Below are 18,086 nucleotides of genomic sequence, written 5' to 3' on the forward strand. Positions count from 1 at the left end.
TGAATCATGACCCAGACCACCAACCTCCTGTTCCAGACCACCGGCGCCAATGCCACGGCGCAGCGCAGCCCGAGCGCGGACCGGCTGGCCGACGGCGCCCGCGACAATGGCGCCTTTGGCGCCACGCTGTCGCGCGAACTGGCGGCGCGCCAGCAGCCGAAAGAGCCCCAGGCGCCAGCTGCGCAGCAGCCGAAGCCAGCCCAGCAGCAGCAATCGAAACCGAATGCCGCCGACAAGCCCGCGAATCGCGAGCCTGTGCGCGAGCCGGTACGCGAGCAGGCCCGGCAGGCCAGCGCAAAAGCGGCCAGCCATGAGGGCGACGCCAGGACCACCAGGACGGAAGCGAGCGACGACAAGGAAGACGCTGCCGCCGGCGCCGCCGCGGCAGAAGCCGCCGCAGCGGCCACCACGCCGGTCACCGACATGCTGGCCTTCATGGCCAGCCTTGCCAAGCCCGCGAGCGCGGCGTCGGATGCGGCCGCAGTCCCGGCCGATGCCGCGGCCGGCGCCGGCGAACAGCAACTGACGGCGCTCGAGAACGCGCTCGAGAACATGGCCGGCGCCACCACGGTCGCGACGGACGATGCCGCGGCCGGCGCCGCCGTCGCCGACGCCGGCAAGGGCTTCTCGCTGGCGTCCGGCGTACAGCGCGCTCCGGTCGATGCCGCCGCGGCCCAGGGCCAGGCGGCCAATGCCCTGCCGGAAGGCGAGCAGGATGGCGCCCAGTTCCAGGCCCAGTTGCGCGAGAGCCAGCAGCAAGTCGTGGCCGGCGCCGAGGAAGCGCCGGCGCCGCTGGCCCAGTTGCAGGCCCAGGCCGCGAAAATGGCGGATGCGGTCGCCAACCCGGCCGCCGCACCGGGCGACCGCATCCCGGCTCGCGTGGGCAGCCAGGCCTGGGACAACCAGGTCAGCCAGCGCATCGTCTACATGGTGGGCAAGGAGCAGGCCGCTACATTGACCCTAAACCCGCCCGACCTCGGTCCGGTCCAGATCGTGCTCAATGTGAGCAACGATCAGGCCACTGTGGCGTTCTCGGCCGAGCAGCTCGAGGTGCGCCAGGCGCTTGAAAACGCCCTCCCGCGCCTGCGCGAGATGATGAGCGAGAGCGGCATCGCGCTGAATAACGCGACGGTCGATGCCGGCGCGCGCCAGCAGCAGCAGTTTGGCGAACGGCGGGCGCCGGGCAGCCAGGGGGCCAATGGCAACCAGGCCGGGAACGGTAATGGCACTGGCGCCGAGGCCGAGGTGGCAGTGAACGAGGTGGCGCCGCGCACCCGCACCGTGGGGCTGGGCGAGCGTGGCATGGTCGACCTGTTTGCCTGACCCAACCACTATCCTGAACACGTCGTTCCCGCGTAGGCGGGAACCCAAGCTGGCTTGAGCTGCTATCTACGTTAAACGTAGTCACTGAGCTAGATAACTTGGGTTCCCGCCTCCGCGGGAAGTCGTTGCTGCCAGTGGCAGGAACGACGTTTTGAGGGTAACGCGAGAACAGGTTCAACTATAAATCGCACGTCCTTTTCCATTCCATCATCGCACGCCTGCAACAATTCCGGATTTACTGCCTCTTCCCCCCTCTTTTCGAGGCTTGCCCGAGTGCATCTTTCCGCGACAATGCCATAATGACGAACCCCACCAACCAGCACTGAAGACATCCATTGAAAGCGAATCCGAAAATGAAGGCTGATCCGAAAGCGGACGCGGCTGCAGCAGCGGCGCCGGCCGGCTCGAAGAAAAAGCTCATCATCATGATCCTTGCCGCTGTTCTCGTGCTTGGCGCGGGTGCCGGCGGCGGCTGGTATTTCAGCCAGTCCACGGCCGCCCATGGCGAAGAAGAAGCCCCGGCCAAGGAAACCAAGAAGAAGAAAAAGAAGGACCCGGCGGCGAAACCCGAATACGTGCCGATCGAATCCTTCACCGTCAACCTGCAGCCCGAAAACGGCGAACAGTATTTGCAGGTACAGTTCACCCTGCAGGTCGCGGGCGCGGAACAGGCGACCCTGGTGAAGGACAATATGGCGATCGTGCGCAACCGCGTGCTGCTCCTGTTGTCGAGCAAAAAGGCGTCCGAGATCAATACGGTGGAAGGCAAGCAGCAGCTGGCGGCCGACATCCAGGCGTCGATCTCCGAGCCCTTCGAGAAAGATGGCGACGAACAGGAAGTGTCCGACGTATTATTCACTTCGTTCATTATTCAGTAATCATCCGGAAACATGGCCGATAATTTCCTCTCACAGGAAGAAGTCGATGCCCTCTTAAAAGGGGTCAACGGCGATCAGGACGACATTGCGACGCCTGAAGACACCTCGGGGGTACGCACCTATAACCTGGCGACGCAGGAGCGCATCGTGCGCGGCCGCATGCCGACGCTCGAGATCATCAACGAGCGTTTCGCCAGGTATCTGCGGGTCGGCCTGTTCAATTTTTTGCGGCGCAGCGCCGAGGTCTCGGTCGGTTCGGTACGGGTATCGAAGTACAGCGAGTTCATCCGCAATCTGGTCGTGCCGACCAACCTCAACCTGATCCACATGAAGCCGCTGCGCGGCACCGCGCTGATGGTGTTCGATCCGGGCCTGGTGTTCCTGCTGGTGGACAACCTGTTCGGCGGCGACGGGCGTTTCCATACCCGCGTCGAGGGCCGCGACTTTACCCAGACCGAGCAGCGCATCATCATGCGCATCCTCGACATCGTGTTCGAGGCCTATGCCAAGTCGTGGGAACCGGTGTACCCGATCGAGTTCGAGTACATCCGTTCCGAGATGAACACCCAGTTCGCGAATATCGCGACCCCGAACGAAGTCGTGGTGTCGTGCACCTTCACGGTCGAGCTGGGGTCGGTGTCGGGCCAGATCCACTTCTGCATGCCGTATTCGATGATCGAGCCGATCCGCGACGCGCTGACCTCGAGCATCCAGGGCGAGGCGCTCGAAGTCGATAAGCGCTGGGTGCGCCTGATGACGCAGCAGATCCAGGTGGCCGAGGTCGAACTGGTGGCGGTGCTGGGCCATGGCAAGGCGAACTTCGACGAAATCCTCAACATGAAGATCGGTGACGTGATCCCGATCGCGGTGCCCGAGATGCTGGAGGCGACCGTCGACGGCGTGCCGGTGATGGAGTGCACCTATGGCGTACACAACGGACAATACGCGTTGAAGGTCGAGCGGCTGCTTGCCAATAGCGACACCTTCAGCAAGTAATCGGTAATATGGGGCCGGGCGCAGTGCGCCGGCCTGAAGCAACACAGGAGAACACCATGTCGGACAACCAGGAAGACCAGGACCACATCGACGACGACTGGGGCGCGGCGATCGCCGAGCAGGCCGCGGCCGAAGCCGCGGCGCTCGAGCGCCAGCAACAGCAGCAGGCGGCCGCTCCGGCCGCGGCTGCCGCCGTGTTCAAGGATTTCTCGAACAAGGGCGCGCGCAACGAGACGCCGAACGACATCGACTTCATCCTCGACATCCCGGTGCAGCTGACGGTCGAACTGGGCCGCACCAAGATCGCGATCAAGAACCTGCTGCAACTGGCGCAGGGCTCGGTGGTCGAGCTGGACGGCCTGGCCGGCGAGCCGATGGACGTGCTCGTGAACGGCTGCCTGATCGCCCAGGGCGAGGTGGTGGTCGTGAACGACAAGTTCGGGATCCGACTCACTGATATCATCACGCCATCTGAACGGATTCGCAAGCTGAATAAATGACCCCGCGCCGCGCCCCTGCCCTTCACGTCGAACGCACTCTACGGTCTCTCGCGGCGGCATTGCTGTTCGCGCCCGTGCTCGCGTTTGCGCAGCAGACGGTTGCCGACGCGGCGCCAGCCCCGGCGGCCCACGAAGACTCCGAAACACCACGCCGCCCCGGCGAAACCACCACCGGCCGTCCACCGGCGCCCGCCACGCCAGCGCCGGCGACCACGCCGGCGTCCAAGGCGCCGCCGACCGCACCCCTGCCCGGCGATGCCGCCGACACCACGCCACCGGTGACCACCGCCCCGGTCTCGCCAGCCGCCAACGCTCCCCTGGGCCAGGCCCCGCGCGTCGCGCTGCCCGCCTCGACATCGGCTGCCACCACCGCCACCAGCCCCGGCGCGGCCGGCCTGCTGAAAACCATCCTCGCCCTGATGTTCGTGCTCGCCCTGCTGGCCGGCCTGGCCTGGGCGATGAAGCGCTACGGCCCCCGGATGACCGGCGGCAGCGCCAACCTGCGCGTGGTTGGCGCCCTGAACCTGGGCGGACGCGAACGCATCATGGTGGTCGAAGTCGGCGACCAGTGGATCGTGGTCGGCGCCGCGCCGGGCCGCGTCAATGCCCTGCACACCATGCCGCGCCAGGAAGGCGAATTCGACACCGCCACCGCCCAGGGCGGCATGGCCGGCGCCAACCCGGCCACGCCGTTCTCGGCCTGGCTCAAGAAGACGATCGACAAACGCAATGCGCGCTAAACACCTCCCGCTGGCCGCGGGCCTGCTCTTCCTCCTCCTGCTGCCGCTGATCGCGGCCGCCCAGCCCGGCATTCCGGCCTTCGAAAGCCGGCCGGCCGCCGGCGGCGGCACCGCGTACTCGCTGCCGGTCCAGACCCTGCTGCTGTTGACTTCGCTCACCTTCCTGCCGGCCGCGCTGCTGATGATGACTGCCTTCACCCGCATCATCATCGTGCTGTCGCTGCTGCGCCAGGCGCTGGGCACCCAGACCGCGCCGCCCAACCAGGTGATGGTCGGGCTGGCGCTGTTCTTGACCTTCTTCGTGATGAGCCCGACGTTCGACCGCATCTACAGCGAGGCCTACCTGCCGCTGCAGCGCAACGAGATCCAGATGACCGAGGCCATGGACCGCGGCGTGGTGCCGCTCAAGGAATTCATGGTCAAGCAGACGCGCCAGTCCGACCTGGCGCTGTTCGTCAAGATCTCGCGTTCCGAGGCGCTGCAAGGACCGGAAGACATCCCGCTGCGGGTGCTGATCCCGGCCTTCGTCACCAGCGAACTCAAGACGGCGTTCCAGATCGGCTTCGCGATCTTCATCCCGTTCCTGATCATCGACATGGTGGTGGCCTCGGTACTGATGGCAATGGGCATGATGATGATGTCGCCAGCCGTCATCGCCCTGCCGTTCAAGCTGATGCTGTTCGTGCTGGTCGACGGCTGGCAGTTACTGTTGGGCTCGCTGTCCCAGAGCTTCTACTGAGGATCCGGACATGACTCCCGAAAGCGTGATGACGATGGGCCGCACGGCCATGGAAGTGACCCTGATGCTGTCCGCGCCGCTGCTGCTGGTGGCGCTGATCATTGGCCTGGTCATCAGCATCTTCCAGGCCGCGACCCAGATCAACGAGGCCACCCTGTCCTTCATCCCGAAACTGGTCGGCGTGTTCGTCGCCCTGGTGGTGGCCGGGCCGTGGATGCTGACGGTGATGCTGGACTATATGCGCCAGGTGTTCACCGGGATTCCGGGGTTGATCGGATAGTGCCGCCGTGCTGACGTTGACATCGGCCGAGATCAATGTCTGGATCGCGTCGCTGCTGTGGCCGCTGTCGCGCATCCTGGGGTTGATCGCGGCCGCGCCGCTGTTCGGCAATGCCGGCGTGCCGCTGCGGGTCAAGGTCTTGCTCGGTACATTCCTGACGCTGGTGATCGCGCCGCTGGTGCCGGCGCTGCCGGCCGTCGATCCCACCTCGTGGGCCGGCCTGCTGATCCTGGTCAAGGAAATGATCATCGGCCTGGCGATGGGTTTCGCCATGCGCATCGTGTTCGCCGCCATCGAGTATGCGGGCGAGGTCGCGAGCCAGACCATGGGCCTGGGCTTCGCCATGTTCTTCGATCCCAGCACGCGCGGGCGTTCGTCGGCAGTCAGCCAGTTCGTGGCGCTGCTCGCGACCATGGCCTTCCTGGCCGTGAACGGCCACCTGGTGCTGATCGAAGTGCTGGCCGAAAGCTTCATCACCATGCCGATCACCGAGACCCCGTTCTCGTCCAACGCCGCGCTCGAACTGGCGCGCTGGGGCGGCCGCATCTTCTCGGCCGGGCTGCAACTGGCGATGCCGATCATCGCCGCCCTCCTGATCACCCAGGTCGCCCTCGGCATCCTGACCCGCGCCGCGCCGCAGCTGAACATCTTCGGCATCGGCTTCCCGATCACCCTGGGCGTGGGCTTCCTGACCCTGAGCCTGGCCCTGCCCTACCTCAGCGCGCCGATCGTCAACCTGTTCAACCAGGGCATCGAGACCAGCCGTTCGCTGCCGCGGGCCGGCAATCCGCAACCGGGAACGCCGCCGGCCCAGCCGGCGCCGGTGATGCCGGCGCCGGGCTAAGCCGCCCCGTACCGCATTGCCACGTCACACCTGGCATAGCGCGCCCCATACTGCGCCATGATGCCGGCATCGTGCGCGAAGCCCAGCTTTTCATAAAGATGGATGGCAGCAGCGCATTTCGCATTGCTGAGCAGGTAGAGCGGCTCGGCGCCGAGTTCCTGCGCGCGCGCGATGACCGCCTTCAGCAGGAATTCCCCGGCCTTCAGGCCGCGCGCGCTGGCTCGCACACCCATCTTGGTCAGCTCGAAGCTGCGCGCGCCGGTCTTCTGCAGAGCGCAGGCGCCGACGATGCCCAGGCCGCGCGCTTCCACGAACAGGATCGCGCCGCCCGGGTCGACGATCTTCGCGCGCGGATTCTCCAGCACCTCGCGGTCGGCCGCCTCGAGCTGGAACATGTCCTGGATCCACTCGGCATTGATGTCGTGGAAGTCGCGCGCGAGTGCGTCGCTGAATTCGTGGATGCTGAGCGTCTGCGGAGACGAACGCGCCGCCAGCACGTCGATCGGCGTCTGCGCCAGCGCGGCCTCGATCGCGGCGATCTGCGCCAGGAATCCTTCCGGCTGGCCGCCGAACAAGGCCTTGACCGCTTCTTCGACACGCGGCCACATATGGAGCTTGGCGCGCGCCAGCACGGCGGCGCCCTCGGGCGTCAGGGAAATCTCGCGCTGGCGCCCATCCTCTCCCGGACGCGATGCGACCAGGCCCAGGTCGGCCAACTGGCCGATGCCGCGCGTGATGCCCGGCTGGCTGACCCCAACCGCCTGCACCAGTTGCCCGACAGTCAGCGCCTGCCCGTCGAGCGCCGCCAGCAGCGGCATATGGGCCGGTTGGACCGGCAGGCCGGCGTCCTGGGCGACCTTGGCCGCACCGGCCTGCATGCGCTCGCCAAGGCGCTTCAGGCGGCTACCAAGGAAAGTTGCGCCCATCTCTTGCAAAACATCGCTCATCAGCCACCTCCATAACACGTTATATAACAGTGTATTTTTTAGCGAGGATAGCGTCAAGCAGCCAGCGCGGGATAGCTGAAGCCGATAAAATGGACCGCGTTAAGCGCGAAGTGCGTCAGGATTGCCCCCTCCACCCGCCCAGAGCGCAGATAGGCTATTGCATAATGCAGCCCCGCCACCGCGGCCAGCAGCGCCAGCTGCACGCCGCCGCCCAGGTGAGCCAGTCCGAACAACGCCGAGGTCAGGATCACGGCAAATGCAACGCCACCACGCCAGCCACGCAGCGCGCGCGCCAGCCATTCGAGCAGGAAGCCGCGGAAGAACGTCTCTTCGGCGACGCAGGTGATGAGCAGATTGGAAGCCAGGAACCAGGCCGAATATGGGGTCCACTTGAGGTCCGGCCTGACCTGGCCCAGCAGCAGTGCCAGTCCCAGCACGATCGCCAGCGTGGACAGGACGACAGGTCCGATCCGGCGTAGCATCGCCGCCCACTTGTCCCAGGTGGCGATGCGCTCGCAGAATACGCCGACCAGCACGATCCCCACGACCGCCTTGTCGAAGTTGGCATACAAGGTGAACGGCAGCGTATCGGAAGAAAACCGATAGCCCTCGAGTACGACCGGATTATGGAAACCCGGCACCCGGTGCATCGCCATCAGCAGGGCGGCCAGGCCGGTCGACACCAGCAGCACGCCGCGGAGCCAGGCGCCCCGCGCCGCATGCGCTCCCCAAGCGAGAGCCGCAAAGGCGGCAATGGCGAACGGGGCTCGCCAGTCGAGAATCCCGGCCGCGAGTCCCGCGCCACAGGCCAGGACCAGGCCGGCGCACCATGCCCAGCAGCGCGTGCCCCTGATCGCGGGTACCGGCACCCACAGCAACAGGATAGTGGTGGCCAGCAGGCCGAAAGTGATCAGGATATCGGGCGTCATGGCCAGGATTATCCCGGATCGACTTGCAACAGAACAATATTCCATTTGGCTTGCGGGCAATCGCAACCATGGATCGCGCCGCAATGCTATTTAACTAACAAACAAAATGCCGGCCCAGGCGTAGCCTTGGGATACCCGTGCTCGCCGCGTCTCGCGCCAACATTGGCCAATCACCATGAAAAATCATAAAACGCTCAAGATTGTCGGTTGGGTCTTGCTCGGCATTACGCTGATCGTGATCCTGTTCTTCATGCTGTTCGACTGGAACATGCTGCGGCCCTACATCAACCGCAAGGTGTCGGAAACCACCGGCCGCGAATTCGCGATCCGGGGCGACCTGGACGTGAAGTTCCACCGCGGCCTGGACAGCGAACCCGGCTGGCGCCGCTACGTGCCGCGCCCGTATGTCAGCGCCAACGACGTCTATATGAGCAACCCGACCTGGAGCACGGTCGGCCCGCAAATGGCCGCCGCCCAGCGCGTCGAGGTGGGCCTGCACGTGTTGCCGCTGCTGCGCAAGGACGTCGTCATCACCGACCTGCGCCTGGCGGGGCCGGACATTGCCGTCGAGCGGCGCAAGGACGGCAGCAATTCCTGGACGTTCAAGGACAATGGCCCGTCGCAATGGGACGTCGATATCCGGCGCCTGAGCTTCAATAGCGGCAAGCTGCGCTACCAGGACGAACCACTCGGCCTCGACCTGCGCGCCGATGCGCGCTCGATCGACGGCCAGCAGCCGGCGCCGGCCGCCGGCGTGCCGCCGTATGGCCTGGCGTTTACCTTGTCCGGCACCTACAACAAGGCGAAGATCACGGGCGGCGGCAAGGCCGGCGCGGTGCTGTCGCTGACCGGCGACGACATCACCTTCCCGATCGAGGCAGAGGCGAAAGCCGGCCAGAACCGGCTCGGCCTGCGCGGCGTGGTGCGCGATCCGCGCTCGCCGTCCGGCTTCGCGCTCAGGATGGAACTGGCTGGCGCCAGCATGGCCGACCTGTACGGGCTGACCGGCGTGCTGCTGCCGGAAACGCCGCCCTACGCCACCCGCGGCGAACTGCTGGGCAAGCGCGAAGGGGAATTCTGGACCTTCACCTACAAGGATTTCACCGGCAAGGTCGGCGCCAGCGATATCGCCGGCACCCTCACCTATGCCCAGCGCAAGCCGCGGCCGTTCCTGAGCGGCGCCTTGAGCTCGAACCAGCTGCGCCTGGCCGACCTGGGTCCGACCATCGGCGCCGATACCGGGGCCGGCACCAAGGAAGCGGGCCGGGTCAAGGCGCCGCCGCCGGGCAAGGCCTTGCCGGCCGAAGGCTTCAATACCGACAAGTGGGACGCGCTCGACGCCGAGGTCAAGTTCACCGGCAAGCGGCTGGTGCGCACCAACGACATCCCGCTGAGCGACGTCCAGACCACGATCCGCATGAAAGACAAGGTGCTCACGCTGACCCCGCTCAGCTTCGGCATGGCGGGCGGGCGCATCACCGCCAATATCCGCCTCGACGGCAGCGCCAAGACCCTCGACGCCGGGGCCCGCCTGGCGGCGCGCGGCCTCAAGATCCGCGAACTGTTCCCCAAGCTGCAATCGATGCAGGCCAGCTTCGGCGAAGTCAATGGCGACGGCGTGCTGGCCGGCAAGGGCAACACGGTGGCCGCCATGCTGGGCACGTCGCAGGGCGAGATCAATGCCGTGGTCACCGAAGGCACGGTCAGCCAGTTCATCCTCGAGCTGGCCGGACTGAACGTGGCGAACGCCGTCTACGCCAAGATCTTCGGCGACAAGCAGACGATGCTCAATTGCGTGGCGGCGCAGACCACCGTGCGCAACGGCCGCGCCAATATCGACCGCTTCGTGCTCGACAGCGAAGATGCGGTGGTGAATGCGTCCGGCTACGTCGACCTGGCGACCGAACGGCTGGACGTCGACGTGCGTCCGAAATCGAAAGGCGCGCGCATCCTGACCCTGCGCACGCCGCTGTATGCGCGCGGCACCTTTACCGATCCGAAGGTCGGGCCGCATGCGGGCCCGCTGGCGCTGAAAGCCGGGGCCGCCGTGGCGCTGGCCGCGGTGACGCCGTTGGCCGCCCTGCTGCCGCTGGTGAACGTCGACAAGGCGCCGGACACCAATTGCGGGGCCGAGATCGCAGCGGCGACCAAGCCGCCGAAGGTCAACGCGAAGACACCGCCGAAGCCGGTGAAGTGAGGGCGGTTAAAGGATACTGAACAGCGACAGGCCCGACATCATCTTGAACGACATCTGCGCCGCCTGCAGGGTCACGGTCTGCTGCGAGAATTCCGAATAGGCCTTGACCGTGTCCAGCCCCTGCAGGTCGTCCAGCGTGGTCGCGTACTGGATGTCGAGGTCGCTGCCGGCGCTGTCCAGGTAGTCGAGCTCGTTCATATGGGCGCCGACCGAGGCCTGCACCGTCAGCACGTTGTCGTGGGCATTCTTGAGGTTGTCGATCGCCGTGTTCAGCTGGTTGGTCAGCGCCGCCTTGCCGCTGGCGCCGTCGCCCGGCGAGCGCAGCGTCTTGATCAGGTCGGTCACGGTGGTGAAGACCGACTGCTTCTGGCTCGGCTCGACCGTGAACTTGTCGCCGGCGGCCGGCACACCCTTGATGTCCATCGCCATGCCGCCGAAGGCGATCTGCTGGCCTTCCTTGTACGGCAGGGCCTGCTGGTCCGGCAGCGGGGAGCGCGGATCGGTGCTGGTGTTGTACACCGAATAAGTCGGCGCCGGCGGCGTGTCGGCGCTCATGCCGAACTCGATCTCGTATTTGGTGGTGTCGAAGCCCGCGCGGTTGGTGATCGAGCCCGACGAAATGATGGCGGCGCCGGTATTGCCGGCAGCGGCCTTGGTCTGGAACGTGCCGTTGCCGGTCGGGATCGACTCGAACACGGCGGCGCCCGAGGCCGACAGCGGCACCTTGCGCGATTCGCTCACCTGCAGCTGACGCACGCCCGAGTCGCCCTGGTAGGCGGCGCCGGTCGCGGTCGCCGTGAACGGCTGGGTGGTGGTCTTGTAGCCCGAGAACAGGTAGCCGCCGGCGCCGTCGGCGGTATTGGCCACGCCCAGCAGGTCGGCCAGGCGGCCTTCGAGTTCGGTGGCCAGCTTTTCGCGGTCGCTCTGCAGCATGGTACCGTTGCCGCCCTTCACCGCCAGTTCCTGGATGTCCTGCAGCAGGTCGCCGGCGTTCTGCAGCGCCGATTCGACGAAGCCCATCGACGACTTCGCGCTGGTGCGGTTGGTCGCGAACTGGGCGTTGATGTTCTGCGACTGCGTCACCTCGAGCGCACGCGCCGACGCCACCGGATCGTCGGCCGGGGTCAGGAGGCGGCGGTCGGTCGACAGCTGCATCTGGGTGCGGGCCAGCGCCGACTGCAGGTTGTTGAGCTGGTTGGTCGAGGTGTTGTACAGGTTCAGGGTACTGATGCGCATGATGGTCTCTTGCTCAGGGTCAGGCGTTAGCGGCCGATCGACAGCAGCGAATCGAAGATGGTGCCGGCGATCTGCATCACCTTGCTGGCCGCCTGGTAGGCCTGCTGGTACTTGATCAGGTTGGTGGCTTCCTCGTCCAGGTTGACGCCGGACACGTCGGCCTGCGCGCCTTGCGCCTGCGCCAGCAGGGCATTGCTGGCCGAGGCATTGACCTGGACTTCGCGCGTCTTGTTGCCGACCTCGCTCACCATCTGGGCGTACGAGGATTGCAGGGTCGCGGTGCCGTTGTTGAAGATGTTCTTGGTCTGCAGGTCGCCGAGCGCCGCGATATTGCGGGTGTCGCCCACGCCGCTGCTGTTGTCCGAGATCGTGAACTGGTCGCCGCCGGCCGGCGCGCCGGTGATCGTCACGCTGACGCCGCCGGCGCTGTAGGTGGCGCCGTTCTCGAACACCACGTCGCCCGTGATCGGCGTCTTGTTGCCCTTGGCATCCACCTTGTAGACGGTCTCGCCGGGCGGGAAGCCGGTCAGCGTGTCGGGCGCGCCGTTGGCGCCCTTGTTGAAGGTGAGCGTGATCGGCAGCGTCGGCGGCGTGTCCAGGAAATCGCTGTCGATCCTGGTCTCGCTGACCTTGCCGGTGCCGGTATTGGTCGACTTCTCGCCGCCCAGCACCGGGCTGGCCGCCGCGATCTGCGACACGTCGTTGGCCAGCACCTTGAAGTCGGCCGCGCCATTGATGGTCGGACGCACCAGGAACACGTCGCCGTTGCGGGCCCCACCGCTGAAATTGAATTCGACGCCGCCGAATTCCAGGGTGGCGTTGCCGTCGGCGCCCGGCGTGGCCGAGGCCACCGCGGCGTTGTCCGAGAGGCGCACCAGGCTGTAGCGGCCTTCGTTGTAGCGCACTTCGTAGTCGCTGTCCTGCAGCTTGCTGGGGTCGGTGACCTTGGCCGCGACTTCGGCGGTGCTCAGCGGCGAGTTGTTGACGCTCTTGCCCACCACGGCCGGCGCTTCGTTGAAGAAGGCCTTGCCCGGCTTGCCGTTCTGGTCCAGGCCCAGCTCGTGCTGGCGGTTGAACTCGAAGGCCAGGCCGAGCGCGATCTTGCCGAGCTGGTTCTGGGCCTTGTCCAGGGTATTGCTGCGGAAATCGAGCACGCCGCCCAGCTTGCCGCCCGGCAGCGCGCCGTCCGGCAGCACCGCCACCTTGTTGCCGACCTGGTAACCGACTTCGAGGCGGGTCAGGTCGGTCGGCGACTGCATCGTCGCCAGCTGGAAGGCCTCCTGGCCCACCACCAGCGGCTGGCCGTTGCCGATCGAGACCGTCATGCTGTCGTTATCGCCCGGCAGCACGGTGGCCTTGACGTATTTGTTCAGCTCCAGCACCAGCTGGTCGCGCTGGTCCAGCAAGTCGTTCGGCGGACGCTGCGGCGACGAGGCATAGGTGCTGATCTGCTCGTTGAGCTTGGCGATCTGCTTGGCATAGGTATTGATCGCGGTGACGCTCGATTCGATCTCCGAGTTGACGCCTTCGCGGATCTCGCCCAGGCGCGCGTCCAGGCCGTTCAGGCGCGTGGCCAGCGATTCGGCGCTCGACAGCATGGCCTGGCGCGACGGCACCGAGGCGCGGTTGGCAGCCATGTCCTGCACGCCCTTGAAGAAGCCCTGCATCGCCGGCGTCAGGCCGGACGTGGAGTCGGCCAGCAGGTTGTCGATCTGCTTGATCTGCGAATAATACGAATCCAGGCCGCTGGCGCTGGCCTGGGCATTGCGCACCTGGGTGTTCAGGAAGCCGTCGCTGTAGCGCTTGATCTGCGCGACCTGGGTACCGGTGCCGACGAAGCCGACGCCGGTATCGAGCGCGGCATTGGTGGCCTGCACCACCAACTGGCGGCTATAGCCGGCAACATTGGCGTTGGTGATGTTGTGGCCGGTCGTGGCCAGGGCTGCCTGCGCTGCGTACAGGCCAGTCTTGCCGATGGCGAGGAGACTACTCATGGCGTTTTTCTCTCTTTAACAAGTCCGTCTACGGCAGCTTTTGGAAAAACTTGACGGTAAGTTGTAAGGACATTTTTCTGCAGCCCAGGCATCAGGCCAGCGAGCTCTTGATCAAACGGGTCAGCTTGGCCGCGTAATTCGGGTCGGTCGCATAGCCGGCGCGCTGCAGGCCCTTGGCGAACGATTCGGCATCGCCACCGTTGGCGATGACTTTTTCGTAACGCGGATTGTTCGCGATCAGCTTCGCGTAGTCGCGGAACGAATCGGCGGGCGTATCGTAGGCGCGGAACTTCTCGACCTTCGTCTGCGGCTTGCCGTTCACGTACTCGGTCGTGGTCGCCAAGGCAACCTTGCCTTTCCAGCCAGGACCGGCCTTGATGCCGAACAGGTTGTTGCTGCTGCTGCCGTCGGCATTCTTGATCATGCGCTTGCCCCAGCCGGTCTCGAGCGCGGCCTGGCCCAGCATGAACTTGGCCGGCACGCCGGTGGTCTGCTCGGCCGCGTGGGCATGCTCGTGCAGCTTTTCCTGGAAGGCGCGCACGTGCGGCGCCTGGGTGCGGCCGTTCTCGAGGGTGGCCGGCAGCGGCGGCGCCTTGGAGGCCTCGGCGCCGTTCATGGCGCCGCCCATGGCGCCATTCTGGTACATGGCGGCCGCGTTCATCGCGGTCGGCAAGCCCTTCATGCCAGCCGCGCCGGCCGCGGCTCCCGCGCCGACGCCATCGGCGCCGATCGCCAGCGCCTGCTGGCCCATCTGCTGCGCGCCCAGCTGGCGCACCAGCACGTCGGCCAGGCCGACGCCGCGCTTGGCCATGTTCTGGCTCGTCTGCTGGTCGAGCATGGTGGTGAAGGTCTTGGTCTGCTGGTTGTCCAGCAAGCCTTCCTGGCCGCTGGCGTCACGCATGCTCTTCATCATCATATTGATGAACATCGCCTCGAACTGGGTCGCCGCTTCCTTGAGGGCGGCCGGCGAGCCGTCCTTCGCGCTCTGCCGCAAGCCATTGAGGCTATTGGTGTCGAGCGCGAGCTTGGCGGTCTGGTCGGCGGAGGTGGTCGAAGCGATCATGCGTGGCTCTGTAAATTAAATGATCTCGAGTTCGGCGCGCAGCGAGCCGGACGCCTTCAATGCCTGCAGGATGGCCAGCAGGTCTTGCGGGGTGGCGCCGATCGAATTCATCGCCTTCACCACTTCGGCCAGCGAAGCGCCGCCCTTCACATTGAGCACCTGGCCCGGTTCCTTCTTGATCTCGACGCTCGGGTTCTGGGTGACGACGGTCGCGCCCAGGGTGCCCGGATTCGGCTGGCTCACCTGCGTATCGGCGCCGATCGTGATCGACAGGTTGCCGTGCGAGATCGCGCAGTCGTCCAGCATCACGGCCTGGTTCATCACGACGGAACCGGTGCGGGCGTTCATGATCACCTTGGCCGAGGCCAGCGGCTGCTTGACGTCGATCTGTTCCAGCTGGCCCAGGAAGGCCACGCGCTGGTCGCTCGACGACGGGGTGCGCACGCGCACCACGCGGCCGTCCAGGGCGGTGGCGACGCCGGGACCGAACTGGTCGTTGACGGCTTCGACCACGCGCGCGGCGGTGCCGAAATCGGTCTCTTTCAATTCCAGGCGGATCTGGTTGTCCGCGCCCAGGTTCGAATTCACCGCGCGCTCGACGGTCGCGCCGGCCGAGATGCGGCCCACCGACAGGTGGTTCACCTGCACCTGCGCGCCGCCGCCGGGGGCCGCGGCGCCGACGCCGCCGACCACCAGGCTACCCTGGGCCATCGCGTACACCTGGCCGTCGGCGCCATGCAGCGGCGCCATCAGCAGGGTGCCGCCGCGCAGGCTTTTCGCGTTGCCGATCGACGACACCGTGATGTCCAGGGTCTGGCCCGGCTGGGCGAAGGCCGGCAGCGAAGCGGTGACCATCACGGCCGCCACGTTCTTCAGCTGCAGCTGCACGCCCGGCGGCAGGTTGATGCCCTTCTGCTGCAGCATCGCCTTGATCGACTGCACGGTGAACGGGGTCTGCGTGGTCTGGTCGCCGGTGCCGTCCAGGCCCACGACGATGCCGTAGCCGGACAACTGGTTCTGGCGCACGCCGGCGATGGTCGCCAGGTCCTTCAGGCGCTCGGCCTGGGCCACTGGAGCAGTCGCCCCGAGCACGGCGGCGAGCAGCATGAAGACGGTGATTTTACGCATGGATATCTCTTTGACTTAGAACGGCAGCATCGACAGGAAGAAGCGCGACAGCATCGCGGTCACTTCGGCGCGGTCCAGGCGGCTGTTGGTGCGGTATTCCACCCGTGCATCGGCGATCTGGGCCGACGAGACCATATTGCCGGCCTGGATGGTGTCCGGGCTGACCATGCCCGAGAAGCGGATGAACTCGGTGCCCTTGTTCAGCGCGACCTGCTTTTCGCCGGCCACGATCAGGTTACCGTTGGGCAGCACTTCGGTGACGGTCACGCCGATGGTGCCGGTGAAGTTGTTCGATGCGCTCTGGTTGTCGCCGTCGGCAAACTTGGCGCCCGACTCCAGGTCGACGCCGGCGCCGATGACGCCAGCCAGCACGCCCGGGGCCTTGAAGCTGGCGCTGCCGGTCTTGTTGCCCGAGCTGGCGCCGGCCTTGGTGGCCGAGGTGCGCTCGCTGATGTTGACCGTCAACAGGTCGCCGATATGGCGCGCGCGGCGGTCTTCGAACATCGGACGGTAGCTGTTGGCGTTGAAGATCGCGCCATCGGTGGCCGGCGCGGTCTCGACCAGCATCGGGCGGGCGCTGGTCGGGCCCTGCACGATGGTCGACGGCGGGGTGTTGCAACCGGCGAGCAGCGCCACGGCTGCGACGGACGACAGGAATACGGACAAAGTTTTCATGAGGACTGGATTAGAGCTGCGACAGTTTCTGGAGCATCTGGTCGGACGTCGTGATCGCCTTGCTGTTGATCTCGTAGGCGCGCTGGGTCTGGATCATGGCCACCATTTCTTCGACCACATTGACGTTCGACGCTTCGACATAACCCTGCATCAGGTTGCCAGCGCCATTAGTGCCAGGCACGTTCAGGTTCGGCGCGCCGGAGGCGGTGGTCTCGACGTACAGGTTCTCGCCGCGCGACTCGAGGCCGGCGGGATTGATGAAGGTGGCCAGCTGCAGGGCGCCGATCTGGGTCATCGCGGCTTCGCCGGCGATCTTGACCGACACGGTGCCGTCGCGGCCGACGCTGATCGATTCTGCATTCACCGGCACGGTGATGGCGGGCTGGACCACGAAGCCGCTCGAGGTGACGAGCTGGCCGTTCTGGTCTTTCTGGAAGGAGCCGTCGCGGGTGTAGGCCTGGGTACCGTCCGGCATCATCACCGGGAAGTAGCCGGGACCGTTGACCATGACGTCCTTGTCATTGCCGGTCAGCTGGGGATTGCCTTGGGTGTGGATGCGCTCGGTGGCGACGGTGCGCACACCGGTACCGATCTGCAGGCCCGACGGCAGGTTGGTCTGTTGCGACGACTGGGCGCCGGGCTGGCGCACGTTCTGGTACAGCAGGTCCTCGAACACGGCGCGCGACTTCTTGAAGCCGTTGGTGCTGACGTTGGCGAGGTTGTTCGAAATGACGTCCAGGTTGGTCTGCTGGGCTTCCAGACCGGTCTTGGCGATGTACAGCGAACGAATCATGGCATTCTCCTATTGGTGGCAGGCGAACACCGCCACGCACAATAGAATTATGCCGGGGCAACTATCAATTCAAAGCGAGGATCTGGGTCGCTTTTGCGGCGTTATTCTCGGCGTTCTTCAACAGGCTCATTTGCGTGTCGAACGACCTTGCCAGGGCGATCATATTGACCATGCAATCGACCGGATTGACGTTGCTGCCCTCGAGCGCCCCGCCGGCCACCTGCACCGCGGGGTCGGCCTGGGCCGTGCCACCGTCCTTCAGGCGGAACAATCCGTCATCGCCGCGCACCATCTCGCCCTCGGGCGGATTGACCAGCTTCAGGCGGCCCAGCACGGCCGGCGCGGCCGGCGAATCGACGTTCGAGATGGTCGAGACGGTGCCGTCGCCGCCCACCGTCACGGTGGCGTCGGGCGGGATCGTGATCGGGCCGCCCTCGCCGGCGATGGTCTGGCCCGATGCCGTGGTCAGCACGCCGTTCGGGCTCATCTGCAGCGAACCGTTGCGGGTGTATGCCTCCGAGCCATCAGGCATCTGCACCGCCAGCCAGCCCTGCCCCTTCACCGCCACGTCCAGGTCGCGGCCCGTGACCTGCAGCGCGCCGGCCGAGAAATCGTTGCCTGCGGTCGAATCGACCACGAAGGCGCGGGTCGGCATGCCCGGCCCCTGCACCGGCGCCGCGCGGAACACGTCGAGCTGGGCCCGGAAACCCGTGGTGCTCACATTGGCCAGGTTGTTCGAGGTCGTGGCCTGCTGTTCGAGGATGTGCTTGGCGCCGGAGGCGGCGGTGTAGATCAGGCGGTCCATGGGGGGGTCCTTGTCTTGT

At 66.1% G+C, this 18,086-nt stretch carries 18 protein-coding genes; 9 read left to right on the top strand and 9 right to left on the bottom strand.

Annotated features, from left to right (window positions below):
* The first annotated feature begins 6 nt into the window (after positions 1-6).
* From Q9246_RS07800 to fliR, 8 genes are all read left to right on the top strand, one after another.
* A complete protein-coding gene (locus Q9246_RS07800) occupies positions 7-1,323 on the top strand; it encodes a flagellar hook-length control protein FliK (RefSeq protein ID WP_306396729.1) in 1,317 nt (438 codons plus the stop codon).
* Positions 1,324-1,676: 353 nt separating this feature from the next.
* Positions 1,677-2,201: a flagellar basal body-associated protein FliL gene (gene fliL, locus Q9246_RS07805; RefSeq protein ID WP_306396731.1), complete on the top strand. Its 525-nt coding sequence runs from the start codon at positions 1,677-1,679 to the stop codon at positions 2,199-2,201.
* A 12-nt stretch (positions 2,202-2,213) separates the two neighbouring features.
* The gene (gene fliM, locus Q9246_RS07810) at positions 2,214-3,197 is read left to right on the top strand and encodes a flagellar motor switch protein FliM (protein WP_137172875.1); all 984 of its coding nucleotides are present in this window, start codon (positions 2,214-2,216) and stop codon (positions 3,195-3,197) included.
* A 56-nt stretch (positions 3,198-3,253) separates the two neighbouring features.
* On the top strand, positions 3,254-3,697 hold the full coding sequence (gene fliN / locus Q9246_RS07815) for a flagellar motor switch protein FliN (RefSeq protein ID WP_306396732.1): 444 nt from the start codon (positions 3,254-3,256) through the stop codon (positions 3,695-3,697).
* 59 nt (positions 3,698-3,756) lie between these two features.
* Positions 3,757-4,437 (top strand): flagellar biosynthetic protein FliO, encoded by a 681-nt coding sequence (gene fliO / locus Q9246_RS07820; protein WP_306396733.1) that lies wholly within the window; start codon positions 3,757-3,759, stop codon positions 4,435-4,437.
* The gene (fliP, locus tag Q9246_RS07825) at positions 4,427-5,176 is read left to right on the top strand and encodes a flagellar type III secretion system pore protein FliP (RefSeq protein WP_306396734.1); all 750 of its coding nucleotides are present in this window, start codon (positions 4,427-4,429) and stop codon (positions 5,174-5,176) included. The genes fliO and fliP overlap by 11 nt, the downstream gene beginning before the upstream one ends.
* Before the next feature lie 10 nt (positions 5,177-5,186).
* Entirely contained in the window at positions 5,187-5,456 is a 270-nt protein-coding gene (gene fliQ, locus Q9246_RS07830; protein WP_306396735.1) for a flagellar biosynthesis protein FliQ, read from the top strand.
* A 7-nt stretch (positions 5,457-5,463) separates the two neighbouring features.
* Positions 5,464-6,300: a flagellar biosynthetic protein FliR gene (gene fliR, locus Q9246_RS07835; RefSeq protein ID WP_306396736.1), complete on the top strand. Its 837-nt coding sequence runs from the start codon at positions 5,464-5,466 to the stop codon at positions 6,298-6,300.
* Here fliR and Q9246_RS07840 read toward each other — a convergent pair.
* Positions 6,297-7,247, bottom strand: coding sequence for a bifunctional helix-turn-helix transcriptional regulator/GNAT family N-acetyltransferase (locus tag Q9246_RS07840; protein WP_306396737.1), 951 nt, complete (start codon positions 7,245-7,247; stop codon positions 6,297-6,299). The two genes, fliR and Q9246_RS07840, sit on opposite strands and share 4 nt — an antisense overlap.
* Before the next feature lie 53 nt (positions 7,248-7,300).
* Positions 7,301-8,176, bottom strand: a complete 876-nt coding sequence (locus Q9246_RS07845) for a CPBP family intramembrane glutamic endopeptidase (RefSeq protein WP_306396738.1) — start codon at positions 8,174-8,176, stop codon at positions 7,301-7,303.
* A gap of 175 nt (positions 8,177-8,351) precedes the next feature.
* Here Q9246_RS07845 and Q9246_RS07850 point away from each other — a divergent pair, with 175 nt between their 5' ends.
* On the top strand, positions 8,352-10,373 hold the full coding sequence (locus Q9246_RS07850) for an AsmA family protein (protein ID WP_306396739.1): 2,022 nt from the start codon (positions 8,352-8,354) through the stop codon (positions 10,371-10,373).
* A gap of 6 nt (positions 10,374-10,379) precedes the next feature.
* On the opposite strand, the gene flgL is transcribed toward Q9246_RS07850, so the two are convergent.
* From flgL to flgF, 7 genes are all read right to left on the bottom strand, one after another.
* A complete protein-coding gene (flgL, locus tag Q9246_RS07855) occupies positions 10,380-11,609 on the bottom strand; it encodes a flagellar hook-associated protein FlgL (RefSeq protein WP_306396741.1) in 1,230 nt (409 codons plus the stop codon).
* Positions 11,610-11,635: 26 nt separating this feature from the next.
* A complete protein-coding gene (gene flgK, locus Q9246_RS07860; protein WP_306396742.1) occupies positions 11,636-13,603 on the bottom strand; it encodes a flagellar hook-associated protein FlgK in 1,968 nt (655 codons plus the stop codon).
* A gap of 91 nt (positions 13,604-13,694) precedes the next feature.
* Positions 13,695-14,666: a flagellar assembly peptidoglycan hydrolase FlgJ gene (flgJ, locus tag Q9246_RS07865; protein WP_306396743.1), complete on the bottom strand. Its 972-nt coding sequence runs from the start codon at positions 14,664-14,666 to the stop codon at positions 13,695-13,697.
* A gap of 15 nt (positions 14,667-14,681) precedes the next feature.
* Positions 14,682-15,794, bottom strand: coding sequence for a flagellar basal body P-ring protein FlgI (locus Q9246_RS07870; protein WP_306396745.1), 1,113 nt, complete (start codon positions 15,792-15,794; stop codon positions 14,682-14,684).
* A gap of 15 nt (positions 15,795-15,809) precedes the next feature.
* Positions 15,810-16,469 carry a flagellar basal body L-ring protein FlgH gene (locus Q9246_RS07875; protein ID WP_306396747.1) on the bottom strand — a complete coding sequence of 220 codons (660 nt, stop codon included), beginning with the start codon at positions 16,467-16,469 and terminating at the stop codon, positions 15,810-15,812.
* A 10-nt stretch (positions 16,470-16,479) separates the two neighbouring features.
* Entirely contained in the window at positions 16,480-17,262 is a 783-nt protein-coding gene (gene flgG, locus Q9246_RS07880; protein ID WP_123067758.1) for a flagellar basal-body rod protein FlgG, read from the bottom strand.
* A gap of 64 nt (positions 17,263-17,326) precedes the next feature.
* The gene (gene flgF, locus Q9246_RS07885; RefSeq protein WP_306396748.1) at positions 17,327-18,067 is read right to left on the bottom strand and encodes a flagellar basal-body rod protein FlgF; all 741 of its coding nucleotides are present in this window, start codon (positions 18,065-18,067) and stop codon (positions 17,327-17,329) included.
* Between the last annotated feature and the right edge of the window lie 19 nt (positions 18,068-18,086).

Source organism: Telluria beijingensis, from assembly GCF_030770395.1.
Lineage (GTDB): Bacteria > Pseudomonadota > Gammaproteobacteria > Burkholderiales > Burkholderiaceae_D > Telluria > Telluria beijingensis.